Below are 24795 nucleotides of genomic sequence, written 5' to 3'. Positions count from 1 at the left end.
TTTCCAGTAATTAAGCTTATTGCTTCTGCCGATGTTTTACAAGGAAATCGGAAGTGTAGAGGAGCAACTCTCGTTATTTGTTGTGCTTTCGGCGCGCCAGGCTCACGGTGGGCGCCACCAGGGCCTGATAGAGTTCGCCCGTGGGCGCGTCCCATTGCGTAACGGCCTGCTGCTGGCGCGCCACCGTGGCCATGTCGCCGCGCGCGATCGGGCCGCTTAAAGCGGGCGCCGCGCCGAGGCGGAATACATTGGCCACGGTTTCCGTCACCAGCGGCCGGGCCAGTTCGCGCGCGGTCGCTTCGGGGATGCCCGCGGCCTGGTAGGCGCGCAAGGCGGCGTCCAGCACGGTGGTCAGGTAGTTGCTCGCAAAGACGGCGGCGGCGTGGTAGACGGTCTTGGCGGCAGCATCGATGGCGACCGGGCGCGCGCCGATGGCCAGCAGCGCTGGCTCCAGCACGGCCAGCGCTGGCGGGTCGCCCTCGATGCCGCAGAATGTGCCCGCAAAAGCGGCAGCCACCGCTTCGGGGTCGGCAAAGCTGCGGATGGGGTGGACGCTGGCGACATAAGCGCCCGCGTCGCGCGCGGCTTGCAGGCGGTCCGAGGCGAGCGCGCCGCTGCAGTGGAAGACGATGGCGCCTTGCAGCGGCACGGCGGCCGCCAGCGCGGCGCAGGCGGGCACGATCTGGTCATCGCCCACCGCGAGCATGTAGACATCGGCCGGGCGCAGCGCCGCGTAGCCAGCGGCCGGCGTGCCGGCGCCGATGAAGTCCACCGCGCGCTGCGCCGACGCCAGCGAGCGCGCCAGCACGCTGCGCAATTCAAACGGCGCGGCTGCGGATGCGCGGCCCGGCGCGCCGGCTTGCGCGAACAGCCGCCCCAGCGCGCGGCCCACGTGGCCGCCGCCGATCACGCTCAGGCTGTGCATCAGAAGCCCGATCCCGGCTGCTTCAGGAATTCTGTCTCCTCCGCCGTCGATGCGCGGCCGAGGATGGCGTTGCGGTGCGGAAAACGGCCAAAGCGGCGGATGATGTCGTAATGGCGCCTGGCGTAGTCGAACGTGCTCTCAAAGCCCGTAGCGGAGGCGCGCAGCATGTCGAACAGATCGACGGAACGCAGCTGCATCGACAGGTTCTCGGCGTGCTCGAACGGCAAGTAGGCGAACATGCGCTGCACCGGCGGCAAGGTCTGGTTGGCGCCGGAATCGTCCAGCGCCTGCGCCGCCTCCAGCGCCAGGGCGTCGCCGGCGAAAGCCTGGGCCGTGCCGCGGTGGATGTTGCGGGTGAACTGGTCCAGCACCACGATGCGCGCCAGCGTGCCTTGGGTACCCTCGTCGTCCCACTGGCGCAAGCCACCCTGCAAGGCCTGCTCCACCAGTTCGCCGAACTGCGCGCGGATCTGCGCGTCGAAGACGTCGTCCTTGCGGAACCACTCCGGGCGCTGCGTGTTGTGGCCCTTTGCCCCTATCGGCAGGAACCAGAAATCGAGTACATCCTGTGCTGTCGCTGACACCATTTATTCACCTCAGTTACGCGCGTGGGAAACCTGGAAGCCTTCCAGGCCGTCGAATTGCGCCATTTCCGCCGCCAGTTCCGACATCGAGGCGCCGGAGCGCTTGCTCAATGCGATGGCGACGAAACGCCATTCCTGCCGGCCCTTGTCGCTGGCGATCATCATCGACCCGCCGGCGATTTCATAGCCGCGCTTGAGGGCGATTTCCCTCAGCGCGGCCTCGTTGGGCACATAGCCCTGGTTAAACCGCATGGTCAGCGCCACCGCGTGGCGCGACGGCAGCCACGCTTCCACCTTGGACAGGTAGATCATCGACATCGAGCACAGGAAAGCCAGCCCCATGGCGCCAAGATAGAAGCCCAGGCCTATCATCACGCCGATGGCCGATGAGGCCCAGATCGACGCGGCGGTGGTCAGCCCGCTGATGTTGAAACCTTCGCGCATGATGACGCCCGCGCCCAGGAAGCCGATGCCGGTGACGATGCCCTGCACCACGCGCGTGGGGTCGGCGCCGAGCGCGCCGCCCAGGTGCGCCACGTGGCCGCCGTACCAGAACGCGGGATATCCGGACACCACGGTCAGCGCGCACGAGGCCATGCACACCAGCCCGTATGTGCGCATGCCCGCCGCGCGGCCGTGATAGGAACGCTCATAGCCGACCAGCAGGCCGAGCAGCAAAGCCCCGATGATGTTGAGCAGGATGAGGCCGTTGGTCGCCAGTTCGCTGGCGGACCAGTAGGCATCGAGTAATGCGTTGGAAGGCATGGCCGTCCCCAGGTTATTTTTCGGGTGTTTTCTTAGTCAGCTGCTTTTCAAACGCAACATCCAGCTTGCTCACGCGCCGCACTTGCTGCGGCCCCTGCGCGTTGACGAAGGCAACAAATTCGTCCAGTTCCATCGGCGGGCACAGCGGCGGCTGGCCGGGGCCGGCGGTGAGGAAGAAATGGCCGCTGCCGGTGCGGGACATGGTGTACAGCTTGTTGCCGCTGCGCTCTTTCAAACGGTCGAGCGCGTTGCTGGCACGGGTGGAACGGGCCGAACTCATACTGCCTCCGTGCGGGTATGCAGCCAGTCCAGCGCGTCGCCGGACAGGTGCGGGGCCAGGCGCTGGCGCACCGTGGCGTGATAGTCGTTGAGCCAGGCGCGCTCGTCCTCGCGCAGCAGCGCGTGGTCCAGGCAGCGCGTGTCGATGGGGCACAGCGTCAGGGTTTCAAAGCGCAGGAACTCGCCGAACTCCGTGCTGGCCGCCGGCTGGTTCAGCACCAGGTTCTCGATGCGGATGCCCCACCGGCCGGGCCGGTAAATGCCCGGTTCGATGGAAGTGATCATGCCCGCTTCCATGGCCGTGTGCGGCTCTGGCATGGCCGACGGCGAAATCGATTGCGGCCCTTCGTGCACATTCAGGAAGAAGCCCACGCCGTGGCCGGTACCGTGGCCGAAATCGATGCCCGCCTGCCAGATCGGCGCGCGCGCAATGGCGTCCAGCATGGGCGACCTGGTGCCTTTGGGGAAAGTGGTGGCGGACAGCGCGATCATGCCTTTCAGCACCAGCGTGAAGTCGCGCCTGTGCTCGGCGGTGATGGCGCCCACCGGCACCACGCGCGTGATGTCGGTGGTGCCGCCCAGGTACTGGCCGCCGGAATCGATCAGCAGCAGGCCGTCGCCCTCGATCACCGCGTGGTTGGCCTCGGTGGCGCGGTAGTGCATGATGGCGCCGTTGGACTTGAAGCCGGCGATGGTGCCGAAACTGGGGCTGACAAAGTTCGGGCGGCGCGCGCGCGCGGCCGTGATGTGCGTGTTGATGGCCAGCTCGGTGAGCGGCGCGCGCTGAGGGTTGGCCAGGGTCTGCTCGAGCCAGCAGAAAAATTCGCACAGCGCGGCGCCGTCCTGCTCCATGGTGGCGCGCACGTGCGCCGCTTCGGCGTCGTTTTTTCTGGACTTGGCCAGCGTGGTCGGATTGACCGCTTCGACCACTGCCACGCCTGCCGGCAGCGCCCGGCGCGTGCCGTAGGTGACGCGGCGCGGGTCCAGCAGCACCGCGCCGTCCGGCGCCAGTGCGGCCAGGGTGGAAGCGAACTCGCCATACGGCGCAAGGAGAACGCCCTGCTTCCTGAGCGTGGCCTGCAGCGCGGGCGGCAGCTTGCCGTCGGCGACAAATAATGTGGCGCCTACCGGATCGATGAGGGCGTGCGCCAGGAAAACGGGGTTGTAGTTGACGTCCGCGCCGCGCAGGTTGAACAGCCAGGCGATATCGTCCAGCGTGGAAATGACGTGGCGGCTGGCGCCGTGTGCGGCCATCGCTGCGCGCAGCTCGGCCAGCTTGTCCGTGCGGCTCCTGGTGGCGTAGGGCGGCAGCAGTTCGTAGACTTCGGCCGTGGGCAGGCCGGGGCGATCCTGCCAGACCTCGTTAAGCAGGTCGAGGTCCGTGCGCAGGGTGACGTTGCCTGCCGCCAGCGCCTGCTCCAGCAAGCGCGCCACGGCCAGGCCCAGCACCGCGCCGTCGACCGCGACGGTCTGGCCACGCTGCATATGCCCGGCCAGCCAGTCCACATACTGCACGCTGGCGCCGGATGGGATTTTCATCAGCTGCACGGTGCTGCCGGCCAGCTCCGCTTCGGCCTGGGTCCAGTAGCGTGCATCGGTCCACACGCCCGCGAAATCGCTGGTGATGATGAAGGTGCCGACCGAGCCCGTGAAGCCCGACAGCCACTCGCGGCCCTGCCAGCGCTGCGGCAAATACTCGGACAGATGCGGATCGGCGGACGGCACCATGCAGGCGTCGATGCCGTGGGCGCGCATGGCCGCGCGCACAGCGGCAAGGCGGCCAGCGACGGAAGAAAAATCTGAATTAGGCATGAGCAAAGTGATGCAGTCGACTTGGCTCTATCATACCCCGCAGCAAGCTTTGATGTGTCCCTCAATGCAAGGTGCGGCGCTCTCCCGGATAGGTTACCCCGGCCTCCAGTTCCGGGGCGCGGCGGCGGTCTTCGCCGGGCCAGCCGCCGGACGCCGTGCGGCCAGCCATGTCCGGCGCGGGGAGCAGCCGGGTCTGGTCGTCTTTCTTGTGCGTGAGCAGATAATAGCCCGCCAGCGCCAAGCCGGCCACGCCAACGACGCGCATCACCCCCCATCGTGCCACGGCCGCCGCAGCGCCGCGCAACACCAACATTTCGCCGAGCCGGCGTCCCAGGGTATCCATGCTATTCCCTCCTGCAACAGGTGAGTGATACCCCACAGCTTATACCAACTGCTTGCGACGCAGTGTTATGCCACTAACACACCCAGCGGCGCGCAGCGCGCAAACCTTGCTGTTGTCAACTGACAATGCGGGCCAGCGCGGGCGGCCGCCCTGGTGCTAATCTTCGCTTGTCTCGAAGCGGCGCAGGCCGTCCAGGTCGAGGATGCGGATGCCGCCGTAGTCCAGGCGCAGCAGGCCTTGCTTCTCCAGCACCTGCAGAGCCTGGTTGGCGCGCTGGCGCGAGGCGCCCGACAGCAGGCCGATTTCTTCCTGCGAAATCTGCACCAGCTTCTCGATCCCCGGATACAGCAGCGAATTGAACAGCCCCGCCAGGCAGCGCGCCACGCGCGTGTCGATGTCCAGCAAGCGGTCGTTTTCCACCATGCCGATGAACTGCCCCAGCCGCTCATTGAGCTGCATCAATAAAAAGCGTGTAAACGGTAGACTCGTTTCCAACAACCAGTTAAAAGTATCGGCCGGCATGCGCGCGATGCGGCTGTCGCGCAGCGCCATGGCGTCGTATTTGCGCGGCTCCTTCTTCAGCAATGAACCTTCGCCGAACCAGCCGCCGGGCGGCACGCCGGTGAAGGTGACGCTTTTGCCCGAAGGAGAGAAATTATTCATCTTCACCATGCCGGCGATGATGCCCACCCAGTTGTCGACTTCCTCGCCTTTACGGCACACGAAGCCCCCTTTCGGCACGAACGTCTCGTAAGTGTCGGCTTCTACCCGGGCCATTTGCTCGGGCGTGAGCGCCTGCGCCCAGATGGCGGACCGCAGCGCTTCCTTGAGGGTCGGTTGGTTGTTTGTCATTGTTGCATAGCAACGTCAAAATATGAGTGAATTGTCACCGAAAAGACAACGCGCTGGCAAAACGCGAGCTACTATCATCACACAAAAAAGGCACTGAACCAGACAATAGTATACCCCTCGCTCTCACGAGCCACGAAGGAGACAACGGTGCAGACAGATCTGGAGACATTCCCCCGCCGGCTGATAGAGCATGGGAAAGTGAGAGCGCACAAGCCCGCGTTCCGCGAAAAGTATTTGGGCATCTGGCAGACCTGGACCTGGAGCCAGGTGAACGAGGAGGTGCGCGCCCTCGCCTGCGGCCTGGCCTCGCTCGGCTTCGAGCGCGGCATGAACCTGGCCATCATCGGCGACAACCGCCCGCGCCTGTACTGGTCCATGCTGGCCGCGCAATGCCTGGGCGGCGTGCCGGTGCCGCTCTACCAGGACGCGCCGGCCGCCGACATGGCCTACGTGCTGGAGAACGCTGAAATCCGCTACGCCATCGTGGAAGACCAGGAGCAGGTCGACAAGCTGCACGAGCTGGCTGAACTCTATCCCCACATCGAGCATATCGCGTACGACGACGAACGCGGCATGCGCCACTACACGCACAAGGAGCTGATCTCCTTCGCCAAGCTGCAGGAACTGGGCCGCGCCTACGACAAGGCCAACCCCGGCTTCTTCGACGCGGCCGTGCAGGCCGGCAAAGCCAGCGACACCGCCATCATCCTGTACACCTCCGGCACCACCGGCCGCCCGAAAGGCGTGTGCCAGACGCACGCGGCCTTTATCGAGGCCGGCGTAGGCGGCGTGACCTTCGAGAAGCTCACCGACGACGAAAACGTGCTGTCCTACCTGCCCATGGCCTGGGTGGGCGACTGCCTGTTCTCGGTGGCGCAGGCGATGGTGGCCGGCTTCACCGTGAACTGCCCGGAATCGGGCGATACGGTGATGACGGACATGCGCGAAATCGGCCCCACCTTCTACTTCGCCCCGCCGCGCGTGTTCGAGAACATGCTGACCACGGTGATGATACGCATGGAAGACGCGGGCGCCTTCAAGCAGCGCATGTTCCACTACTTTATGGACGTGGCGCGCCGCAGCGGCGCCGATATCCTGGACGGCAAGCCCGTGCCCATGGGCGACCGCATCAAGTACGCGCTGGGCCGCCTGTTCGTGTACGGTCCGCTGAAAAACGTGCTGGGCATGTCGCGCGTGCGCGTGGCCTACACGGCGGGCGCCGCCATCGGCCCGGACCTGTTCCGCTTTTACCGCTCCATCGGCGTGAACCTGAAGCAGTTCTACGGCTCCACCGAAACCTGCGCCTACATCTGTTTGCAGCCGGACCGCAACATCAAGTTCGACAGCGTGGGCCTGCCCGCTCCCGGCGTGGAAGTGAAGCTGGCCTCCAACGGCGAGGTGCTGGTGAAGTCCGCCTCCACCATGCACTGCTATTACAAGCGCCCCGACGCCACCGCCGAAGCGCTGGACGAGGAAGGCTATTTCCATACCGGCGACGCCGGCGTGTTCGACAGCGAAGGCCACCTGAAGATCATCGACCGCGCGGCCGACGTGGGCAAGATGAAGTGCGGCACCATCTTCGCGCCGAACTACATCGAGAACAAGCTGAAGTTCTTCCCCTTCATCAAGGAGGCGGTGGCTTTCGGCCACGAGCGCGACGACGTGTGCGCCTTCATCAACATCGACATGGAAGCGGTGGGCAACTGGGCCGAGCGGCGCGGCATCGCCTACTCGGGCTACACCGACCTGGCCGGCCTGCCGCAGACCTACGAACTGGTGCAGGAGTGCATCGAGAAGGTCAACGCCGACCTGGCCACCGAAGCGCTGATGGGCAATACGCAGATCACGCGCTTCCTGGTGCTGCACAAGGAGCTGGACCCGGACGACGATGAGCTGACCCGCACCCGCAAGGTGCGCCGCAAGTTCGTGGCCGAGAAGTACGCGGTGCTGATCGATGCGCTGTACAGCGGCAAGCCTTCGCAGTACATCGAGACGCAAGTGAAATTCGAGGACGGCCGCGTGGGCACGGCGGCTGCCGACCTGCGCATACAGGACAGCAAAACCTATCCCGTGATCGGGAAAGCCGCGTGATCGAGGAGACAGCCATGCAAATGAACGAACCCGACGCGCTGCTGCGCGCCACGCGGCGCATCGGCCCCGTGATCCTGGACCTGCAGAATATTTCGCTGTCCTTCGGCGGCGTGAAGGCGCTCACCAATATCTCCTTCGACGTGCGCCAGCATGAAATCCGCGCCATCATCGGTCCCAACGGCGCGGGCAAGAGCTCGATGCTGAACGTGATCAACGGCGTGTACCGCCCGCAGCAAGGCGCCATCATCCACAAGGGCCAGCAGCGCAAGGGCATGGACTGCTACGCGGCCGCCAAGTCCGGCATTGCGCGCACCTTCCAGAACATCGCGCTGTTCAAGGGCATGACGGTGCTGGACAACATCATGACCGGCCGCAACCTGAAGATGAAGTCCAACTTCCTGATGCAGGCCCTGTACTGGGGACCGGCGCGGCGCGAAGAAATCGCGCACCGCGTGAAGGCCGAGGAAATCATCGACTTCCTGGAGATCCAGGCCATCCGCAAGACGCCGGTGGGCCGCCTGCCCTACGGCCTGCAAAAGCGCGTGGAGCTGGGCCGGGCGCTGGCCGCCGAGCCAGAAATCCTGCTGCTGGACGAACCCATGGCCGGCATGAACGTGGAGGAAAAGCAGGACATGTGCCGCTTCATCCTCGACGTGAACGACCAGTTCGGCACCACCATCGTGCTGATCGAGCACGACATGGGCGTGGTGATGGATATCTCGGACCGCGTGGTGGTGCTGGACTACGGCAAGAAGATCGGCGACGGCACGCCGGACGAGGTGCGCAGCAACCAGGACGTGATCAACGCTTATCTCGGCACGCATTAAGGGGCGCACCATGAACATCAGTTTTTTCTTTGAAGTGCTGATCGGCGGCCTGCTCTCCGGCGTGATGTACGCGCTGGTGGCAATCGGCTTCGTGCTGATCTACAAGGCTTCCGGCGTATTCAACTTCGCCCAGGGCGCCATGGTGTTCTTCGCCGCGCTCACCTGCGTGGGCCTGATGGACAAGTTCGGCTTCTCGCTGTGGCTGGCGATACCGGCCACGGTGGTGGCCATGATCATCCTCGGCCTGCTGATCGAACGCGTGGTGCTGCGGCCGCTGGTGAACCAGCCGGAGATCACGCTGTTCATGGCCACCATCGGCCTGGCCTTCTTCATCGAAGGGCTGGCGCAGCTGATGTGGGGTTCGCAGGTGCACCGGCTGGAACTGCCGATCGAGGACGTGCCGCTGCAGTTCCTGATGGATAAGTTCAACATCATCGTCTCGCAGTTCGACGTGACGGCGGCCATGGTGTGCGGCGTGATGGTGCTGATCCTGTCGCTGGTGTTCTCCAGGACCAAGGTGGGCCGCGCGCTGCGCGCCGTGGCGGACGACCACCAGGCCGCGCTGGCGGTGGGCATACCGCTGCAGCGCATCTGGGGCATCCTGTGGGCGGTGGCGGGCATGGTGGCGCTGGTTGCGGGCCTGCTGTGGGGTGCGCGCAATGGCGTGCAGTTCGCGCTCACCTTCATCGCGCTGAAAGCCCTGCCGGTGCTGATCCTGGGCGGCTTCACCTCGGTGCCGGGCGCGATTGTCGGCGGCCTGATTATCGGCGCCTCCGAGAAGCTGGCGGAGGTCTACATCGGCCCCATGGTGGGCGGCGGTATCGAGGGCTGGTTCCCTTACGTGCTGGCCCTGCTGTTCCTGCTGGTACGGCCCGAGGGCCTGTTCGGCGAAAAAATCATCCGCAGGATTTGAGAGGACTCCACCATGTTCTATCGTGAAGCAGGACAATTCAAGACCAGCTACGTCACCGACGGGCAGATCTTCCCCATCCGCCAGGACCGCATCGCCGTCATCACCACCATGGCGGTGGCCGTGCTGGCCTTGCCGCTGCTGGCTTCGCCCTACATGCTGTCGGCCATACTGATTCCCTTCCTGATCTTCGCGCTGGCCGCGCTGGGGCTGAACATCCTCACCGGCTACGCGGGCCAGCTGTCGCTGGGCACCGCCGCCTTCATGGCGGTGGGCGCTTTCGCCTCCTACAACTTCATCCTGCGCATTCCCGGCATACCGGTGCTGCTGGCCTTCGTGCTGGGCGGCCTGTGCGCGGCCATGGTGGGCATCGCCTTCGGCCTGCCGTCGCTGCGCATCCGCGGCTTTTACCTGGCCGCCTCCACGCTGGCCACGCAGTTTTTCGTGGTGTGGTGCCTCACCAAGATAGGCTGGCTGACGAATTACAGCTCGTCCGGCGTGATCACCGCACAGAAAATGGAAATCCTCGGCTACGCCTTCGACACGCCGGCCCGCAAATACCTGCTGGTGCTGCTGGTGGTGTCCGTGATGGCGCTGCTGGCCAAGAACATGGTGCGCTCCAACGTGGGCCGCTCCTGGATGGCGATCCGCGACATGGACGTGGCGGCCGAAGTGATCGGCTTCCGCCCGCTGCGCACCAAGCTGATGGCTTTCGCGGTCAGCTCCTTCTACTGCGGCGTGGCCGGGGCGCTGTACGCCTTCGCCTACCTCGGCACGGTGGAGCCGGAAGCGTACAACCTGGACCTGTCGTTCCGCATCCTGTTCATGATCATCATCGGCGGCGTGGGCTCCATCCTGGGCTCCTTCCTCGGCGCGGCCTTTATCGTGCTGTTGCCGGTGTTCCTGAACATCCTGGCGCACGGCCTGGGACTGCCGACCAGCGTGGCATCGAATCTCGAGTTGATGGTGTTTGGCGCCCTCATCATCTTTTTCCTGATCGTGGAACCTCACGGTCTGGCGCGTTTGTGGCAAATCGGTAAAGAGAAACTGCGCCTGTGGCCTTTCCCGCACTGAGCGCAACCTAAAACATTGAAGGAGACAAAAATGAAATCGATTAAATCCCTGGTGATAGGCGCGACGCTGCTGGCATCCGTGGGTGGCGCTTACGCTCAATCCGAACAGTTCATCGCACTGCCTTCCTACCGCGTCGGCCCTTACGCTGCTGGCGGCTCCGGCTTCTACGGCGGCATCATCGACTACTTCAACCTGGTGAACGCCAACGGCGGCATCAACGGCACCAAGATCTCGTGGGAAGAATGCGAGACCGAATACAACCCGTCGCGCGGCATCGAATGCTACGAGCGCCTGAAAACCAAGGATGGCGGCGCCACCCTGGTGGAGCCGCTGTCGACCGGCATCGCCTACGGCATCCTGGACCGCGTGGCCAAGGACAAAGTGCCGATGACCACCCTGGGCTACGGCCGCTCGGACGCCGCCAACGGCAAGGTCTTCCCCTATGTGTTCCCGCTGATTACCAGCTACTGGAACCAGGCCGCCGCCATGATCAAATACCTGGGCGACAAGAACGGCGGCATGGCCAAGCTGAAGGGCAAGAAGATCGTGCACCTGTACCACGACTCGGCCTTCGGCAAGGAACCCTTGCCGGTGCTGGAGGAACTGGCCAAGCAGCACGGCTTTGAGCTGATCAAGATCGCCGTGGCGCCACCGGGCAGCGAGCAGCAGTCGCAGTGGCTGCAGATCCGCCAGGCCAATCCGGACCATGTGATCCTGTGGGGCTGGGGCGTGATGAATTCGGTCGCCATCAAGACGGCGCAGCGCAACGGCTTCCCGCGCGAGAAGATGCTGGGCGTGTGGTGGGCCGGTTCGGAGGAAGACACCGTCGCTTCCGGCGACGCCGCCAAAGGCTACACCTCGATGACCTTCAACACGCCGGGCAACTACCCGCTGCTAGACGACCTGCGCAAGAAGGTCTACGCCGCCGGCAAGGGCAACCTGGCCGACCAGAGCCGCATCGGTTCCGTGTACCACATGCGCGGCGTGACGGCCGGCGTGCTGTACGGCGAAGCGATCCGCACCGCGCAGGAGAAGTTCGGCAAGGGCAAGGTGATGACCGGCGACCAGATCCGCTGGGGCCTGGAGAACCTGAACGTGGACGAGGCACGCCAGAAGGCGCTGGGCGCGCTGGGCATGTTCCCGCCGGTGAAAACCAGCTGCGATGACCACGAGGGTTCGGGCGCGGTGAAGGTGCAGCAGTGGGATGGCAAGAAGTGGGTGGCCATCACGCCGAACTGGGTGGTGGGCGACAAGGCGCTGACCCGCAAGCTGGTGGAGGAGTCGTCCGCCAAGTACGCGGCGGAGAAGGGCATTACACCGGCTTGCGCGAAGTAAGCGGCACGCTGGCGTTGGCGGGTTACGCACTGGCGTGCTAACCCGCCCTACGAAACTTGATCGAGAACGCATATGAACACTACTGCCATCGCTCCGCCGCCCTACCTTTCGGTGAACAATATCGAGGTCATTTATGACCACGTGATCCTGGTGCTGAAAGGCGTTTCGCTGCAAGTCCCGCAGGGGAAAATCGTGGCGCTGCTGGGGGCCAACGGCGCGGGCAAATCGACCACGCTGAAGACGGTGTCCACGCTGCTGCGCGGCGAACGGGGCGACGTGACCAAGGGCGAAGTCCAGTTCAAGGGCGAGCGCGTGGACCAGCTCACGCCGAACGAACTGGTGAAGCGCGGCCTGTCGCAGGTGATGGAGGGCCGCCACTGCTTCGGCCACCTGACCATCGAGGAAAACCTGCTGACCGGCGCCTACACGCGCAGCCTGAGCCGCGCGGAACTGAAGGAATCGCTGGACAAGGTGTACCACTATTTCCCGCGCCTGAAGGAGCGCCGCGCCAGCCAGGCCGGCTACACCTCGGGCGGCGAGCAGCAGATGTGCGCGATAGGCCGTGCACTGATGGCCAAGCCTTCCATGATTTTGCTCGATGAACCGTCGATGGGCATCGCACCGCAGATAGTCGATGAAATCTTCGGCATCGTGAAGGACTTGAACCACAAGGAAAACGTGTCCTTCCTGCTGGCCGAGCAGAACACCAACGTGGCCCTGCGCTACGCGGACTTCGGCTACATCCTCGAAAACGGCCGCGTGGTGATGGAAGGCGAAGCCACCGAGCTGGCCAACAACGAGGACGTGAAGGAGTTCTACCTTGGCATGTCCGGCGCCGGCCGCAAGAGCTTCCGCGACATGAAGTTTTACCGCCGCCGCAAACGCTGGCTGGCTTGAGGCAAGCATGAACCTGGAAAAAGCCAAGGCCGTGTGCCGCGCCCTGCCCGGCGCAACGGAAGACATCAAGTGGGGCGAGGACCTGGTGTTCTCGGTGGGCGAGAAAATGTTCGCCGTCACCGGCAACTGCGCGGACGCCGAAGGCATCAGCTTCAAGGTGGACGACGAGCGCTTCCTGGAACTGACCGATCGCCCCGGCATCATCGCCGCGCCCTACCTGGCGCGCGCCAAGTGGGTGAAGATCGTCGACCCGAAGGCGGTGAGCGACGCCGAAGCGGCCGCACTGCTGAAGCGTTCCTACGAAATCATCTTCGGCAAACTGACCAAGAAACTGCAGCGCGAAATCGGAGAACAATGATGAGCGACACTCTGGACAGCCTGGAAACCCGCCCGCCCGAGCAGCGCGAACGCGAGCTGCTGGCGCGCCTGCCCGGCCTGATCGCGCGCGCGCAAAGCGCGCCGGGCTGGAGCCGCATCCTGGCCGGCGTGGACGCCAACGCCGTCAGCAGCCGCGCCGCCCTGGCCGCGCTGCCGGTCACGCGCAAGTCCGAACTGAAAAGCCTGCAGCAGCAGCTCAAGCCTTTCGGCGGCCTGAACGCCACGGCGCTGAACCAGCTGGGGCGCGTGTTCATGTCGCCCGGCCCCATCTTCGATCCCGAAGGGCGCGGCGCCGACTGGTGGCGCTTTTCGCGGCCCATGTACGCGGCCGGCGTGCGCGCCGGCGGCCTGCTGCAGAACTGCTTCGCCTACCACTTCACGCCGGCCGCCTTCATGGTGGAAGGCGGCGCCGCCCGCATCGGCTGCGCGGTGATCCCGGCCGGCAGCGGGCAGACCGAGATGCAGGTGCAGGCCATGGAATCGCTCAAGCCGGACACCTACATCGGCACGCCCTCCTTCCTCAAGATCATCATCGAGAAGGCGCGCGAAATGGGCGCCGACATCAGCAGCGTAAAGCAGGCCATGATGGGCGCTGAAGCCCTGCCCGAATCGCTGCGGCGCTGGTTTGCCGAGAACGGCGTGCCGCACGTGCTGCAAACCTATGCGTCGGCCGACATCGGCAGCATCGCCTACGAAACCCGCAGCGGCGACACGGTCCATCCCGGCATGGTGCTGGACGAGGACGTGCTGCTGGAAATCGTGCGCCCCGGCAGCGGCGAGCCGGTGCCGCCCGGCGAGGTGGGCGAAGTGCTGGTGACGCTGTTCAACCCGGACTATCCGCTGATCCGCTTCGCCACCGGCGACCTGTCGGCCATCCTGACCGATGCACCGCCCTCGCCCTGCGGCCGCACCAACGTCCGCATCCGCGGCTGGATGGGGCGCGCCGACCAGACTACCAAGGTGCGCGCCATGTTCGTGCATCCGTCGCAGGTGAACGAAATCGCGCGCCGCCACCCGGAAATCCTGAAAGCACGGCTGGTGGTGTCCGGCAAAATGGCCAACGATGTGATGACCTTGCATTGCGAAGTCGACAATCCGGGCGCTGTACAGGCTAGTTCCATCATAGAAACTATTCGCGACCTGACCAAGCTGCGCGGCGAAGTGGAGTTTGCGGTTCGGGGCAGTTTGCCGAACGATGGCAAGGTGATCGACGACGTACGCGACTATTCCTGACATCTGTAGCGCGAATCCAACGCCGGAGCGGCCTCGCGGGATATGGCGGATAATAAAGACCATTCCTACAGCTGTCAGATTAAGACGAAAATCATGCAAGACTTTCACCACAACCGCGCCCGTGACCTGCTGAAAAACGCAGAAGAAATCTTCGACCAGGACGCCGTGCAGACTGCCGTCGCCCGCATGGCGGGCGAGCTGAACGAACGCTTCGACCATCCCGAGAACCAGGAATTCCCGCTGGTGCTGGGCGTGATGGGCGGCGCCGTGGTCTTCACCGGCAACCTGCTGCCGCAGCTGACCTTCCCGCTCGAATTCGACTACATCCACGTGAGCCGCTACGGCGACGAGGACAAGGGCGGCGCCGTGGTGTGGAAAGTGATCCCGCGCTCCAACGTGGTGGGCCGTACCGTGATCGTGCTGGACGATATCCTGGACGAGGGCGAAACCCTGGCGCACGTGAAGCAGCGCCTGCTGGACATGGGCGCCTCCGAGGTGATCCTGGCTGTGTTCTGCGACAAGGCCATAGGCAAGGCCAAGCCGGTGACGGCGGACATCGTCGGCATCACCATCCCCAACCGCTTCGTGGTGGGCTACGGCATGGACGCGTACGGCTACTGGCGCAACCTGCCGGGCTTGTGGGCCATCAACACCGACGACCTGAACGCCTGAACGCCTGAACGCCTAGCTGCGCTTCTGGACGTTCACGCTGTGGCGAACTAAGATACCCAATATGGGTATCTTCGCCGACGTACTATTCACCAAGACGCAGCAGCGCGTGCTGGCCGTGCTCTATGGCCAGCCCAACCGTTCCTTCTACGCCAACGAGATTATCGCGCTGGCCGCCTGCGGCTCGGGCGCGGTGCAGCGCGAGCTGGCCAGCCTGGAGGAATCGGGCCTGGTGCACAGCTGGCGCGCCGGCAACCAGAAGCACTACCAGGTGGACCGCGACGCCGCCATCTTCGAGGAACTGCACAGCATCGTCGTGAAAACCTTCGGCGCCGGCGACCTGATCCGCGCCGCGCTGCAAGCCCAGCTGCCCGAGCTGGAAGCCGTTTTCATCCACGGCGACGCCGTGACAGGCACCGTACACGCCAGCAGCGGCATCGACCTGATCGCCATCGTGGCCGCGCCAGCCGCAGGGCTGCCGGCACTGCGCCAGGCGCTGTCCGAACTGACCGGCGCACTGGGACGCGAAGTGCGCCCCGTCTTCCACACTGCCGACCAGTTCGGCCACCTCTGGCGCACCGGCGACGCCGCCCTGCGCGCCATCCTGGAACAACCCAAAATTTTCATCAAGGGTTCCGAGGCCGACCTGATCAAGCTGGCCCAGCTTCCCTGACCACCTCAGCGCACAGCGATCCCGGGCGCGTCGTACCAAACGCCGAGCTTGTCGCCCTGCCATATCAGCAACTCCTCAAACCGAGCAGGCAAATCCTGCTGGCGGCCTTTCGAGGCGAAAAGCGGATTACAGGCTCAGGCGGGCGCGGGCGGCGGCGTATTCGGACTTCAGGCGTTCCATCATCTCGGCCACGGTCGGCACGTCGTCCATCAGGCCGACGCCCTGGCCGGCGCCCCAGATGTCGCGCCAGGCTTTGGCGCTGCCGGAGCCGAAGCTCATCTTGCTCTTGTCCGATTCAGGCAGCGCGTCCGGGTCCAGGCCGGCGTTGACGATGGATTTCTTCAGGTAGTTGCCGTGCACGCCGGTGAACAGGTTGGTGTAGACGATGTCCGCCGCCGCCGATTGCACGATGGCGTCGCGGTACTCGTCCGTCACGTTCGATTCCTGCGTGGCCAGCCAGCGCGAGCCGATGTAGGCGAAGTCGGCGCCCATCGCTTGCGCGGCCAGGATGGCGTCGCCGGTGGCGATGGAGCCGGACAGGGCGATCGGCCCTTTGAAGAACTTGCGCACTTCGCCCACCAGCGCGAACGGGGACAGGGTGCCCGCGTGGCCGCCGGCGCCGCTGGCGACCAGGATCAGGCCGTCCACGCCCGCTTCCAGCGCTTTCTGCGCATGGCGGATCGACACCACGTCGTGCAGCACGATGCCGCCATAGCTGTGGATGGCGTCCATCATCTCTTTCGGCGGCGCGCGCAGCGACGAAATGATGATGGGCACCTGGTGCTTCACGCACACTTCCACGTCATGCGCCAGGCGGTCGTTCGACTGGTGCACGATCTGGTTGACGGCAATGGGGCCGACGCGCTTGCCCGGATTGGCAGCCTGGAATTCGGCCAGCTCGGCTTGCAGCTCGGTCAGCCAGGTGTCCAGCAGCTCGGCCGGGCGCGCGTTCAGCGCCGGGAAGGAGCCGACGATGCCGGCCTTGCACTGCGCCGCCACCAGCTTCGGGCCGCTGGCGATAAACATCGGCGACGCGATGACGGGAAGGGTCAGGTTTTGCAGCACGGTAGGCAGGGCCATGTGGAACTCCGAATGAATGGTTGAAAGCGGTCAAACCATTATAAATCGAAAATAGTACGATCGTGCTTCAAATTTCAACCGTCGTTGAGTAAGTACCCACTCTCAATGCGGGCGCTGCAGGCACGCACCAGTTGCTTGATGGTCCACTCGGCGGTTTCTTCCGGCGTCTTGTCCAGGTAGCGTTGGGAAGCGGCCACGATGATGGGCAGCCTGGCAAACATGGCCGGTACCTCGTCCAGCGCCATGCGCTGGCGCTCCAGCAGCAGGAACTTGAGCAGCACCTTTACCGCGTACTCGGCGTTGCGCACGGGGTTGCCGGACAGGAAATCGAGCCGGGTGCGGGCACGTTTCAGTGCGGCCGCCACGTCGGTGAACACGGCGCCGTGGCCGGGAATGACGGTGCGCACGTCCAGCGTGGCGATCAGGTCCAGCGTGGCGCGTTCCTCGATGAAACCGGACTCGCCGTCCAGCTCGGGGAAGATCACGCCGAAGCCGTTCTGCCACAGCGCGTCGGCCGAGATCAGGATACCTTCCTGCGCGCAGTACAGCATCAGCGAATGGGCGTCGTGGCCGGGCGCGCCCAGCACTTGCCATTCCAGGTCGGCCATGGTGAGCCGGTCGCCGGGGGCGAGCGCGCCGTCCGCGCTGAAGCGCTGGCATTGCTGGCCGGTGGCTTTGAAGCTGAGCTTGTCCTCGTCCCAGTGGCGCACGTTCTCCAGTTCGGACACCGGCACCAGCGTTTCGCTGCCGTAGTGGGCCTGCAGCACCGCGTTGCCGCCGCAGTGGTCCGAGTGCATATGGGTGTTAACGATGCGGTCCAGGCGGCGGCCCTTGAGGGCGTGGCGCACCAGGTCCAGCGTTTGCGGCGCGTGCACCAGGTAGCCGCTGTCGACCAGCGTGGCCTCGTGGCGGCCCAGCATCAGCACATTGTTGGACGAGAGCCAGCCACGCTCAAAGACGTGGACATTATCGGGTAAAGCTTTCATTGGTACGTCTATTCAAAATCGATCAGCTGCTCGCGGCGGCGGATTTCGGCCCACACATGGCGCTTGAAGTCGTCGTCGGCGCGCGACCACTGCACGATTTCGTCGATGGTGCGCATGCAGCCTTCGCAATAACCGGTGTCCCGGTTCATCTTGCACAGGCTGACACAGGGGGATGGCACCGGCGAGGCCAGTTCGGGCGTGCCGGTGGGATTTTCAGTGCTCATGGCGCAGTTTCAGGGGAAGAATGCGCGCATTTTACCGCGCCAGGCGCTGCACCAGCTCAATCCGGTTGCCGAAGGGGTCGAAGATGGTGGCGCGCAGGGCGCCCGGCACCGGCTCGTCAAAGCCGCCGTCCAGGCCGTGCTGCTTCAATTGCGCCAGGTAGCCGGCCAGGTCGTCGACCAGCAGCGCCGGGTGGGCTTTCCTGGCCGGCAGGAAGTTGCTTTCGCCGCCGATGTGGATTTGCTGGTTGCCGGAGGCGAACCAGCACCCGCCGCGCACGGCCAGGTTGGCCGGCTTTTGCAGCTCCTGCATGCCGAGAACATTGCCATAAAACTCACGCGCCGCGTCTTCCGCGCCGACCGGGATAGCCACTTGCACGTGGTCGAGTCCAATTATTTTTGCCATGGTTTTACCTATGTGAACACCCCTCAACCATACTCCAACCCGCAAATCCGCGCTTGCAATTAGAGGGTTCGCCCCTATACTACCATCCATGTGGATGGCGCTTAGATGCCAATTGGAAGGAATAGAAAGGAAGTGGAGACGATGGCAATGCAAGAACTGAGACTGAAAACAAGCGATTCGGAAAAGATCACGATCAACCTGGGGCCGATCGACCTCGGGCAGATCGATTTGCTGGTGCAGGAAGGCTTTTACGCCAACCGCACCGATCTGATCCGCACTGCGATCCGCAACCAGCTGGCCCAGCACGCCGACGTGGTGAAACAGACCGTGGCGCGCAAGAGCCTGGTCCTGGGGATGCAGCACTACAGCCGGCAAGACCTGGAGCAGCTGCAGGCGGCCGGCGAGCGCTTGCGCATCCACGTGCTGGGGCTGGCGAGCATTGCCAACGACGTGTCGGTGGAGTTAGCGCTGGCAACCATAGAATCAATATTCGTACTGGGTGCACTGCACGCCAGCGCTGTATTGAAAACCGCGCTTGCAGGGCGCATTCATTAGCGTCCGCATGGGCGCTTGAAGGGGCAGGACATGAAATTGAACCATCAGCTATTCAGCCAGCTACGAGCGGCGACGCAGCAACTCTTCGGCAAGGGCGCGGGCAAGGGGCCGGCAGCGGCCACGGAGGCGATCCAACGGGCGCTCGCGGGGCTGAATCTGGGCGGCGCGCGGCAAGCGCAGCCCGCACCGGGCATGGCGCCGGAGGCGCCGCCGATGCGCGACATCAATCCGCCGCCGGGCGGAACGGCACGCGCCGGCGCCGCGCCGCAGGACGATGCGGCAAGCCACACGGCGTCGCGGGCAGGCACGGCACGGAGCGTCCAGCCGCAGCCCGACGCGGGGGCAGCTTCCGGGGAGCAGGCGCCGGCCCACGGCTGGACGCCGCCGCCCATGCCGCACATGCCGCCCAATGCGCAAGCCTTCGTCGAAGACTTGCTGGGCCAGCTGGGCGTGAACGGCGGCAAGCTGCCGTCCGGGCTGGACCTGGGCAATTTCGAGATGCCGAACTTCGACCTGCCCGGCATGAAGGGCGGCAAGGGGACGCCCGTGCCGGTGCCGGAAGGCGCGCAGTTCATCAGCGGCAGCTATACGAACCACGCCGGCACCCGCAGCTACAAGCTGTACATCCCCAGCACCTATCACGGCCAGGCCATGCCGCTGCTGGTGATGCTGCACGGCTGCACGCAGGACCCGGACGATTTCGCGGCAGGCACGCAGATGAACGCGGTGGCCGAGGAGAAGCAGTGCTTCGTGGTCTATCCCGCGCAATCGCAGCAGGCCAATAACCACAAGTGCTGGAACTGGTTCAATGCGCTCGACCAGCAGCGCGGCCAGGGCGAGCCTTCCATCATCGCGGGCATTGCGCAGCAGGTGATCGCCGGGTATCCGGTGGACGAACGCCAAGTGTACGTGGCGGGCCTGTCGGCGGGCGGTGCGATGGCCGTCATCGTCGGCACGCTGTATCCGGACTTGTTCGCGGCGGTGGGGGTGCATTCGGGCTTGCCGTATGCGTCGGCGCAGGATCTGCCGTCGGCGCTGAGCGCGATGAAGCGCGGTGCGCCGGGCAATGTAGCCAAGGCTGCGCATACGGAAGGCGCCAGCCTGCCTATCATCGTGTTCCACGGCGACCAGGACCGCACGGTCCACCCGCGCAACGGCGAGCAGGTGATCGAGCAGAAACTGCGCGCGCACGGCGTGGCGCAGGCCACGGCGGAAGCCGATGGGGGCAGCGTGCCGAACGGACACCGCTATACCGTTACCACGCACCGCCATGAGGATGGCACGCCGCTGGGCGAGCATTGGGTGGTGCATGGCGCCGGCCATGCCTGGTCGGGGGGCAGCGCGGCGGGCAGCTATACCGATGGGAAGGGGCCGGATGCGAGCAGGGAGATGATGCGGTTCTTCCGCACCGTGGCGGGATAGGCAGGCGTTGGCGGCGGCGCTTGGCGGATTACGCTGCGCTAATCCGCCCTACGCTGTAGCTCCGTAGTGGCCTGGCGCTGGGCGATGTGGTCTTTGAGGCAGGCGGGGCACCAGCAGGTTAAGTCGGTGGCGGGGCCGGGGACCGGTACGGCGGGGGGCATGGCGGTGCACCAGCACGGGCCGCCGTCGCCGCCGTCCGCCATGGCGCAGCTGAATTCCGCGCCGCAGCGCTTGCAGACGCTCATGGCTCGTCTCCGGGGAAAATCCGCATGGCCTTGCGCAGCGTGTCCATCTGGTTGTTGAAGCGCGTGCAGGCGCCGCACACCATCAGGTGCAGCCGCATGCGCGTGCGCTCCACCAGCGACAGGTCGCGGTCCATGCCTTCGGACACGAGCCGGTGCACTTCCTTGCAAGTCGGTTTCAAACGATCCATATTCCTATCCCCGTGCGCCGAACCAGTTCAGGTCCAGGCATTCGCGCAGGCGCAAGCGCGCGCGGTACAGCAGCACCCAGGCATTAGCCGAAGTGATCGCCAATTCCTTACAAATTTCTTCCGTTTCCAGCTCCAGCCACTCGCGCATCATGAAAATGCGCGCGTTCTTGGCGGGCAGCTTCTCCAGGCACACTTCCAGCACCTTGAAAAAATCCTTCTGCTCCAGCGTGCGGTCCGGATCGCCCCATTGGCGCGGCATCTCCACGGTGTGGCCGTCTGCGGCGAACAGCGCGTCGATGGCATCGTCCTCCGACTGGTCCTCTGCCGTGTCGATCTGGCGCTCGCGGGTGGCGGCGCGCAGGTTGTCGATGATCTTGAACTTCAGGATGCCGGTGACGTAGGTGCGCAGCGAGGACTGGCCCTGGAAGCGCTCCGGCTGCTCCAGCACCGCGATCAGCGTGTCCTGCACCGCGTCTTCGGCCAGCGATTCATTCCGCAATTGCAACAGTGCGAAGCGGACAAGCTGGGGCCGCATGGCTTCCAGCTGGCTATGAAGTGATTGGGATGGGTTCATTTCGGGCCAGCCTAGCGGAACATCCGGGAAATTACAACCGCAAAAAGCCCTATAATGCGTGCTGGAAGCCAGCCTTTGACTTAACATCGCTCACCTTTTTACCGGATTCGCCATGACCCAACTCACCAATTTGACCCTGGCCGTACCTTCTGACGACCTGACCGCGGTTTCGCCCGCGATCAAGGCGCAGATTCTGGCCGAGGCGCTGCCCTACATCCGCAATTTCCATGGCAAGACCATCGTCATCAAATACGGCGGCAACGCCATGACCGACGAACGCCTGAAACACGGCTTCGCGCGCGATGTGATCCTGTTGAAGCTGGTGGGCATGAATCCGGTGGTGGTGCACGGCGGCGGTCCCCAGATCGACAACGCGCTGAAGAAAATCGGCAAGCAAGGCACCTTCGTGCAGGGCATGCGCATCACCGACGAAGAAACCATGGAAGTGGTGGAGTGGGTACTGGGCGGCGAAGTACAGCAGGACATCGTGATGCTGATTAATCACTACGGCGGCCAGGCGGTGGGCCTGACCGGCAAGGACGGCGGCTTGATCCGCGCGCGCAAGATGGCCATGCCGGACCGCGACAATCCGGGCCAGTTCCTGGACATCGGCTTCGTCGGCGAGATCGACGCGATCAACCCGGCCGTGGTGAAGGCACTGCAGGACGACGCCTTCATTCCCATCATTTCGCCGATCGGCTTCGGCCAGGATGGCCAGGCCTACAACATCAACGCCGACGTGGTGGCCGGCAAGATCGCGGAAATCCTGAAAGCCGAAAAGCTGATCATGATGACCAATATCGCCGGCGTGCAGGACAAGAACGGCAACCTGGTGACCGACCTGTCGGCGCGTGAAATCGACGAGATGTTCGCCGACGGCACCATCTCCGGCGGCATGCTGCCTAAAATTTCGTCAGCGCTGGACGCGGCGAAGTCCGGCGTGAACACGGTGCACATCATCGACGGCCGCATCGAGCATTCTTTGTTGCTGGAAGTCTTGACGGAACAGGCTTTTGGCACTATGATCCGGTCTCACTAAAGTTTTGGCGGTGCTTTAAGCCACTTGCACCGCCGATGTGTATGCCCTTGTAGCTCAGTGGTAGAGCACTCCCTTGGTAAGGGAGAGGCCACGTGTTCAATCCACGTCAAGGGCACCATTCCTTCCCGCAGTACCTCCCGCTGTACACTCCCTAGTAAATCCGCTCCACCGCCACGCCGCGCTGCTTCAGCAATTCCGGTACGCTGCCCGTTCCCACCAGATGCAGGATGCCGATCGCCACCAGGCTGTTTTTTTCGCGCGCCATCAGTTTCACCACATTGTCCGCCAGCGCGGGATTGCGTCCGTCCAGCAGCACCTTCTGCACGAAGCGGCCCGAGAAGGTGTCGTCGTCGGCCGCTTTGCGCGCCAGCGCGTCCAGCGCGGCGGCATCGGCATGGCGCCACGCATTGGCGATCTCGCGCGCCTGCGTGGCCTGCTCCTGGTCTTCAATCGCGATAATGCCCTCCTGCAGGAACAGCGCCTGCTCGGCCATGGTCATGCGGTTGAACAGCGCCATCTGGCCCGCCACCGATTCCAGCTCCACCACGCGCAGCTTGCGCGCGCGGGCCTGCTGCGACAGCCAGGCGTCCACCGCCAGGCTGGCGTCATAGCCTTGCGCCGCGAATTCGCTCACGGTGAGCAGGCTGGCCAGCATCCACGGCTTCATGGCCGCCACGGCTTCGTCGGCAATGGAATAACGGCGCAGCAGGCGCTCCAGGCGCGGCCGGTATGGCGCGGGCAGCTCGGCCGACGCCGGGCCGCGCCCGCGCTGGTACAGGCCATGCTCGCGCACCGCGATGCCGATCTTGGCCGGGTCGCCCAGCGGATCGACTTCCAGCGCCAGCACGGTGGCGCGTTGCAAGGCTTGCATCACGCGCGGCTCGAGCGGATAGAAATCGGCGGCGCCGACGTGGATGGTGCCGAACAGATAAGCGGTGTGCCCGCCTTGCTCCAGTTTGAACAGCGCGCCCCGGTTCGGCACAGCGGTTTGCGGTCCCTCCGCATGGACGCCGCCGGGCAGCAGCAGGAAGAGACTGCAAAACATCACTATAATCTGGCGTCGCATGTTTACCTTTTGTACTGAGCTTAGCTGTGAATAATAAACCTTCCACCAGGGCGCCTGTGTGGCTGTTTGATCTGGACAATACGCTGCACAACGCGTCGCATGCCATTTTCCCGGCCATCACCGCCAATATGAACGCCTACATCGCGCGCGTGCTGGGCAAGGAAGGCGCGCCGGCCAGCACTGAAGAGGTGAACGCGGCGCGCAAGCTGTACTGGCAGCGCTACGGCGCCACCCTGCTGGGCCTGGTGAAGCACCACGGCGTGCGCTCGGAGCACTTCCTGCACGAGACGCACAGCATGCCCGACCTGGCGCGGATGATACGGGCCGAGAAGGGCCTGGGCCGCTTGCTGCGCGCCCTGCCCGGCCGCAAAATCCTGCTCACCAACGCGCCGCACCGCTATTCGGCCATGGTGCTGCGGCATATGGGCTTGCACCGCCACTTCTCGCACCACGTGGCCATCGAGTCGATGCGCATCCACCGCCAGCTGCGGCCCAAGCCTTCGCGCCTGATGCTGCGCAGCCTGATGCGCAAGCAGGGCGTGACGCCGCGCCGCTGCATTCTGGTGGAGGATACCCTGGCCAATCTGCGCACCGCGCACGGCCTGGGCATGCGCACCGCGTGGGTGACGCAATACCTGAAGATGGCCGACCCGATCGGCGCGGTCCACGTGCCAAAAAGACTAAATCGCCCCGCTTGGGTCGATGTCAAAGTAAAATCTGTAAGGCAACTGCCTGCGCATCTGTCCCGGCTGCGCTAACTTTTTCATTCACCCGTCGAGATCCCATGGCAAGCACACAGCCAGGCCAACGCAGGCAACAAATTCTGGAAGCTCTGGCCGAGATGCTGGAGCAGCCCAAAGGCGACAAGATCACCACCGCCGCGCTGGCCCGCAAACTGGAGTTTTCCGAAGCGGCCCTGTACCGCCATTTCGCCAGCAAGGCGCAGATGTTCGAGGGGCTGATCGAGTTCATCGAGGCCACCGTGTTCGGCCTGATCAACCAGATCGCCGAGCGCGAGGAAGACGGCCTGGCGCAGGCGCGCGGCATCGTCGGCATGCTGCTGCAGTTCGCCAGCAGCAATCCCGGCATGACGCGGGTGCTGATCGGCGACGCGCTGGTGAACGAGGACGAGCGCCTGCAAGCGCGCATGAACCAGTTCTACGACCGCGTGGAGCTGGCGCTGAAGCAGGCCTTGCGCCTGGCCGCCAGTGAAGGCAAGGGCCACGAGGCCGACGTGGCGGCCCGCGCGGCCATGCTGGTAAGCTATGTGACCGGCCGCTGGCACCGCTACGCCAAGAGCGGCTTCAAGCTGAACCCCGCGCAGGACGCCGCGGTGCAAATCGCCCTGCTGCTGAACTGAGCCGCA

30 protein-coding genes and 1 tRNA gene are annotated in these 24795 nt (G+C 64.7%); 16 read left to right on the top strand and 15 right to left on the bottom strand.

All coding sequences use genetic code 11. The features are described from left to right. Positions 1-73 precede the first annotated feature (73 nt). The 7 genes from ACFJI2_RS27465 to ACFJI2_RS27435 form a co-directional block, all read right to left on the bottom strand. Complete coding sequence (locus ACFJI2_RS27465) at positions 74-925, bottom strand: Rossmann-like and DUF2520 domain-containing protein (RefSeq protein ID WP_377702698.1); 852 nt, start codon at positions 923-925, stop codon at positions 74-76. Continuing rightward, complete coding sequence (locus tag ACFJI2_RS27460) at positions 925-1512, bottom strand: DUF924 family protein (RefSeq protein ID WP_377702697.1); 588 nt, start codon at positions 1510-1512, stop codon at positions 925-927. The genes ACFJI2_RS27465 and ACFJI2_RS27460 overlap by 1 nt, the downstream gene beginning before the upstream one ends. Positions 1513-1521: 9 nt before the next feature. Further along, on the bottom strand, positions 1522-2274 hold the full coding sequence (locus ACFJI2_RS27455; protein WP_377702695.1) for an MgtC/SapB family protein: 753 nt from the start codon (positions 2272-2274) through the stop codon (positions 1522-1524). A 13-nt stretch (positions 2275-2287) separates the two neighbouring features. Then, the gene (locus ACFJI2_RS27450; protein WP_056400700.1) at positions 2288-2554 is read right to left on the bottom strand and encodes a hypothetical protein; all 267 of its coding nucleotides are present in this window, start codon (positions 2552-2554) and stop codon (positions 2288-2290) included. Then, positions 2551-4365 (bottom strand): aminopeptidase P family protein, encoded by a 1815-nt coding sequence (locus ACFJI2_RS27445; protein WP_377702694.1) that lies wholly within the window; start codon positions 4363-4365, stop codon positions 2551-2553. Before ACFJI2_RS27445 ends, ACFJI2_RS27450 begins: the two co-directional genes overlap by 4 nt. A 61-nt stretch (positions 4366-4426) precedes the next feature. Next, positions 4427-4630 (bottom strand): hypothetical protein, encoded by a 204-nt coding sequence (locus tag ACFJI2_RS27440; protein WP_377702693.1) that lies wholly within the window; start codon positions 4628-4630, stop codon positions 4427-4429. 234 nt (positions 4631-4864) lie between these two features. Further along, complete coding sequence (locus ACFJI2_RS27435) at positions 4865-5560, bottom strand: Crp/Fnr family transcriptional regulator (RefSeq protein ID WP_377702692.1); 696 nt, start codon at positions 5558-5560, stop codon at positions 4865-4867. 147 nt (positions 5561-5707) lie between these two features. Between ACFJI2_RS27435 and ACFJI2_RS27430 the strand changes: the two genes are divergently transcribed. The 10 genes from ACFJI2_RS27430 to ACFJI2_RS27385 all read left to right on the top strand — a co-directional run bounded on the left by ACFJI2_RS27430 (position 5708) and on the right by ACFJI2_RS27385 (position 15647). Then, entirely contained in the window at positions 5708-7651 is a 1944-nt protein-coding gene (locus ACFJI2_RS27430) for an AMP-binding protein (protein ID WP_377702691.1), read from the top strand. A 14-nt stretch (positions 7652-7665) separates the two neighbouring features. Next, positions 7666-8478 (top strand): ABC transporter ATP-binding protein, encoded by an 813-nt coding sequence (locus ACFJI2_RS27425; protein WP_107869672.1) that lies wholly within the window; start codon positions 7666-7668, stop codon positions 8476-8478. A 16-nt stretch (positions 8479-8494) separates the two neighbouring features. Then, positions 8495-9391 carry a branched-chain amino acid ABC transporter permease gene (locus ACFJI2_RS27420; RefSeq protein WP_181259867.1) on the top strand — a complete coding sequence of 299 codons (897 nt, stop codon included), beginning with the start codon at positions 8495-8497 and terminating at the stop codon, positions 9389-9391. Between the two features lie 12 nt (positions 9392-9403). Then, positions 9404-10462, top strand: coding sequence for a branched-chain amino acid ABC transporter permease (locus ACFJI2_RS27415; protein WP_377702690.1), 1059 nt, complete (start codon positions 9404-9406; stop codon positions 10460-10462). 30 nt (positions 10463-10492) lie between these two features. Continuing rightward, entirely contained in the window at positions 10493-11797 is a 1305-nt protein-coding gene (locus ACFJI2_RS27410; RefSeq protein ID WP_107869669.1) for an ABC transporter substrate-binding protein, read from the top strand. A gap of 72 nt (positions 11798-11869) precedes the next feature. Continuing rightward, positions 11870-12694 (top strand): ABC transporter ATP-binding protein, encoded by an 825-nt coding sequence (locus ACFJI2_RS27405; RefSeq protein WP_107869668.1) that lies wholly within the window; start codon positions 11870-11872, stop codon positions 12692-12694. 7 nt (positions 12695-12701) lie between these two features. Continuing rightward, the gene (locus ACFJI2_RS27400) at positions 12702-13052 is read left to right on the top strand and encodes an MmcQ/YjbR family DNA-binding protein (RefSeq protein WP_377702689.1); all 351 of its coding nucleotides are present in this window, start codon (positions 12702-12704) and stop codon (positions 13050-13052) included. Continuing rightward, positions 13052-14305, top strand: coding sequence for a phenylacetate--CoA ligase family protein (locus ACFJI2_RS27395; RefSeq protein WP_377705921.1), 1254 nt, complete (start codon positions 13052-13054; stop codon positions 14303-14305). The genes ACFJI2_RS27400 and ACFJI2_RS27395 overlap by 1 nt, the downstream gene beginning before the upstream one ends. Before the next feature lie 93 nt (positions 14306-14398). Then, the gene (locus tag ACFJI2_RS27390) at positions 14399-14977 is read left to right on the top strand and encodes a hypoxanthine-guanine phosphoribosyltransferase (RefSeq protein ID WP_377702688.1); all 579 of its coding nucleotides are present in this window, start codon (positions 14399-14401) and stop codon (positions 14975-14977) included. A gap of 61 nt (positions 14978-15038) precedes the next feature. Further along, entirely contained in the window at positions 15039-15647 is a 609-nt protein-coding gene (locus ACFJI2_RS27385; protein WP_377702687.1) for a transcriptional regulator, read from the top strand. Positions 15648-15773: 126 nt separating this feature from the next. On the opposite strand, the gene ACFJI2_RS27380 is transcribed toward ACFJI2_RS27385, so the two are convergent. From ACFJI2_RS27380 to ACFJI2_RS27365, 4 genes are all read right to left on the bottom strand, one after another. Then, positions 15774-16727, bottom strand: coding sequence for an NAD(P)H-dependent flavin oxidoreductase (locus tag ACFJI2_RS27380; RefSeq protein WP_377702686.1), 954 nt, complete (start codon positions 16725-16727; stop codon positions 15774-15776). A 74-nt stretch (positions 16728-16801) separates the two neighbouring features. Further along, a complete protein-coding gene (locus tag ACFJI2_RS27375) occupies positions 16802-17713 on the bottom strand; it encodes an MBL fold metallo-hydrolase (protein ID WP_107979725.1) in 912 nt (303 codons plus the stop codon). 8 nt (positions 17714-17721) lie between these two features. Further along, positions 17722-17937 carry a DUF1289 domain-containing protein gene (locus tag ACFJI2_RS27370; protein ID WP_107869661.1) on the bottom strand — a complete coding sequence of 72 codons (216 nt, stop codon included), beginning with the start codon at positions 17935-17937 and terminating at the stop codon, positions 17722-17724. A gap of 31 nt (positions 17938-17968) precedes the next feature. Continuing rightward, positions 17969-18340 (bottom strand): VOC family protein, encoded by a 372-nt coding sequence (locus ACFJI2_RS27365; protein ID WP_377702685.1) that lies wholly within the window; start codon positions 18338-18340, stop codon positions 17969-17971. 141 nt (positions 18341-18481) lie between these two features. Here ACFJI2_RS27365 and ACFJI2_RS27360 point away from each other — a divergent pair, with 141 nt between their 5' ends. Together ACFJI2_RS27360 and ACFJI2_RS27355 are read left to right on the top strand one after the other, a co-directional pair. Continuing rightward, positions 18482-18895, top strand: a complete 414-nt coding sequence (locus ACFJI2_RS27360) for a CopG family transcriptional regulator (RefSeq protein ID WP_107869659.1) — start codon at positions 18482-18484, stop codon at positions 18893-18895. A gap of 30 nt (positions 18896-18925) precedes the next feature. Continuing rightward, positions 18926-20317 (top strand): PHB depolymerase family esterase, encoded by a 1392-nt coding sequence (locus tag ACFJI2_RS27355; protein ID WP_377702684.1) that lies wholly within the window; start codon positions 18926-18928, stop codon positions 20315-20317. Between the two features lie 38 nt (positions 20318-20355). Here ACFJI2_RS27355 and ACFJI2_RS27350 read toward each other — a convergent pair whose 3' ends face one another. The 3 genes from ACFJI2_RS27350 to ACFJI2_RS27340 are packed head-to-tail and all read right to left on the bottom strand — an operon-like array spanning position 20356 to position 21324. Further along, a complete protein-coding gene (locus ACFJI2_RS27350; RefSeq protein ID WP_377702683.1) occupies positions 20356-20562 on the bottom strand; it encodes a cysteine-rich CWC family protein in 207 nt (68 codons plus the stop codon). Beyond that, the gene (locus ACFJI2_RS27345; protein ID WP_377702682.1) at positions 20559-20750 is read right to left on the bottom strand and encodes a zf-HC2 domain-containing protein; all 192 of its coding nucleotides are present in this window, start codon (positions 20748-20750) and stop codon (positions 20559-20561) included. The genes ACFJI2_RS27350 and ACFJI2_RS27345 overlap by 4 nt, the downstream gene beginning before the upstream one ends. 4 nt (positions 20751-20754) lie before the next feature. Then, positions 20755-21324 (bottom strand): sigma-70 family RNA polymerase sigma factor, encoded by a 570-nt coding sequence (locus tag ACFJI2_RS27340; RefSeq protein WP_107869656.1) that lies wholly within the window; start codon positions 21322-21324, stop codon positions 20755-20757. Between the two features lie 112 nt (positions 21325-21436). On the opposite strand from ACFJI2_RS27340, the gene argB reads away from it, so the two are divergent. Further along, positions 21437-22363 carry an acetylglutamate kinase gene (argB, locus tag ACFJI2_RS27335; RefSeq protein ID WP_107869655.1) on the top strand — a complete coding sequence of 309 codons (927 nt, stop codon included), beginning with the start codon at positions 21437-21439 and terminating at the stop codon, positions 22361-22363. A gap of 43 nt (positions 22364-22406) precedes the next feature. Beyond that, positions 22407-22481, top strand: a tRNA-Thr gene (locus tag ACFJI2_RS27330). Positions 22482-22514: 33 nt separating this feature from the next. Here ACFJI2_RS27330 and ACFJI2_RS27325 read toward each other — a convergent pair. Then, complete coding sequence (locus tag ACFJI2_RS27325) at positions 22515-23408, bottom strand: TraB/GumN family protein (protein ID WP_377702681.1); 894 nt, start codon at positions 23406-23408, stop codon at positions 22515-22517. A 77-nt stretch (positions 23409-23485) separates the two neighbouring features. Between ACFJI2_RS27325 and ACFJI2_RS27320 the strand changes: the two genes are divergently transcribed. Then, complete coding sequence (locus ACFJI2_RS27320) at positions 23486-24187, top strand: pyrimidine 5'-nucleotidase (RefSeq protein ID WP_377702680.1); 702 nt, start codon at positions 23486-23488, stop codon at positions 24185-24187. A 26-nt stretch (positions 24188-24213) separates the two neighbouring features. Continuing rightward, positions 24214-24789, top strand: coding sequence for a nucleoid occlusion factor SlmA (gene slmA, locus ACFJI2_RS27315; RefSeq protein ID WP_107869652.1), 576 nt, complete (start codon positions 24214-24216; stop codon positions 24787-24789). Positions 24790-24795: the final 6 nt, after the last annotated feature.

The organism is Pseudoduganella sp. UC29_71 (assembly GCF_042693265.1).
In the GTDB taxonomy this organism is placed as follows: domain Bacteria; phylum Pseudomonadota; class Gammaproteobacteria; order Burkholderiales; family Burkholderiaceae_D; genus Rugamonas.
The sequence above is the reverse complement of the archived record's forward strand: the minus strand, read 5'-3'. Positions and strand labels throughout refer to the sequence as shown.

Bases quoted from the DNA above. Each gene is read 5' to 3' on its own strand.
- ACFJI2_RS27465 (WP_377702698.1), bottom strand. From the start codon at position 925: ATGCACAGCCTGAGCGTGATCGGCGGCGGCCACGTGGGCCGCGCGCTG.
- ACFJI2_RS27385 (WP_377702687.1), top strand. From the start codon at position 15,039: ATGGGTATCTTCGCCGACGTACTATTCACCAAGACGCAGCAGCGCGTG.
- ACFJI2_RS27405 (WP_107869668.1), top strand. From the start codon at position 11,870: ATGAACACTACTGCCATCGCTCCGCCGCCCTACCTTTCGGTGAACAAT.
- ACFJI2_RS27445 (WP_377702694.1), bottom strand. From the start codon at position 4,365: ATGCCTAATTCAGATTTTTCTTCCGTCGCTGGCCGCCTTGCCGCTGTG.
- ACFJI2_RS27325 (WP_377702681.1), bottom strand. From the start codon at position 23,408: ATGTTTTGCAGTCTCTTCCTGCTGCTGCCCGGCGGCGTCCATGCGGAG.
- ACFJI2_RS27455 (WP_377702695.1), bottom strand. From the start codon at position 2,274: ATGCCTTCCAACGCATTACTCGATGCCTACTGGTCCGCCAGCGAACTG.
- ACFJI2_RS27450 (WP_056400700.1), bottom strand. From the start codon at position 2,554: ATGAGTTCGGCCCGTTCCACCCGTGCCAGCAACGCGCTCGACCGTTTG.
- ACFJI2_RS27360 (WP_107869659.1), top strand. From the start codon at position 18,482: ATGGCAATGCAAGAACTGAGACTGAAAACAAGCGATTCGGAAAAGATC.
- ACFJI2_RS27355 (WP_377702684.1), top strand. From the start codon at position 18,926: ATGAAATTGAACCATCAGCTATTCAGCCAGCTACGAGCGGCGACGCAG.
- ACFJI2_RS27380 (WP_377702686.1), bottom strand. From the start codon at position 16,727: ATGGCCCTGCCTACCGTGCTGCAAAACCTGACCCTTCCCGTCATCGCG.
- ACFJI2_RS27415 (WP_377702690.1), top strand. From the start codon at position 9,404: ATGTTCTATCGTGAAGCAGGACAATTCAAGACCAGCTACGTCACCGAC.
- ACFJI2_RS27410 (WP_107869669.1), top strand. From the start codon at position 10,493: ATGAAATCGATTAAATCCCTGGTGATAGGCGCGACGCTGCTGGCATCC.
- ACFJI2_RS27365 (WP_377702685.1), bottom strand. From the start codon at position 18,340: ATGGCAAAAATAATTGGACTCGACCACGTGCAAGTGGCTATCCCGGTC.
- ACFJI2_RS27425 (WP_107869672.1), top strand. From the start codon at position 7,666: ATGCAAATGAACGAACCCGACGCGCTGCTGCGCGCCACGCGGCGCATC.
- ACFJI2_RS27370 (WP_107869661.1), bottom strand. From the start codon at position 17,937: ATGAGCACTGAAAATCCCACCGGCACGCCCGAACTGGCCTCGCCGGTG.
- ACFJI2_RS27440 (WP_377702693.1), bottom strand. From the start codon at position 4,630: ATGCGCGTCGTTGGCGTGGCCGGCTTGGCGCTGGCGGGCTATTATCTG.
- argB (WP_107869655.1), top strand. From the start codon at position 21,437: ATGACCCAACTCACCAATTTGACCCTGGCCGTACCTTCTGACGACCTG.
- ACFJI2_RS27350 (WP_377702683.1), bottom strand. From the start codon at position 20,562: ATGAGCGTCTGCAAGCGCTGCGGCGCGGAATTCAGCTGCGCCATGGCG.
- slmA (WP_107869652.1), top strand. From the start codon at position 24,214: ATGGCAAGCACACAGCCAGGCCAACGCAGGCAACAAATTCTGGAAGCT.
- ACFJI2_RS27390 (WP_377702688.1), top strand. From the start codon at position 14,399: ATGCAAGACTTTCACCACAACCGCGCCCGTGACCTGCTGAAAAACGCA.
- ACFJI2_RS27375 (WP_107979725.1), bottom strand. From the start codon at position 17,713: ATGAAAGCTTTACCCGATAATGTCCACGTCTTTGAGCGTGGCTGGCTC.
- ACFJI2_RS27460 (WP_377702697.1), bottom strand. From the start codon at position 1,512: ATGGTGTCAGCGACAGCACAGGATGTACTCGATTTCTGGTTCCTGCCG.
- ACFJI2_RS27400 (WP_377702689.1), top strand. From the start codon at position 12,702: ATGAACCTGGAAAAAGCCAAGGCCGTGTGCCGCGCCCTGCCCGGCGCA.
- ACFJI2_RS27340 (WP_107869656.1), bottom strand. From the start codon at position 21,324: ATGAACCCATCCCAATCACTTCATAGCCAGCTGGAAGCCATGCGGCCC.
- ACFJI2_RS27435 (WP_377702692.1), bottom strand. From the start codon at position 5,560: ATGACAAACAACCAACCGACCCTCAAGGAAGCGCTGCGGTCCGCCATC.
- ACFJI2_RS27345 (WP_377702682.1), bottom strand. From the start codon at position 20,750: ATGGATCGTTTGAAACCGACTTGCAAGGAAGTGCACCGGCTCGTGTCC.
- ACFJI2_RS27395 (WP_377705921.1), top strand. From the start codon at position 13,052: ATGAGCGACACTCTGGACAGCCTGGAAACCCGCCCGCCCGAGCAGCGC.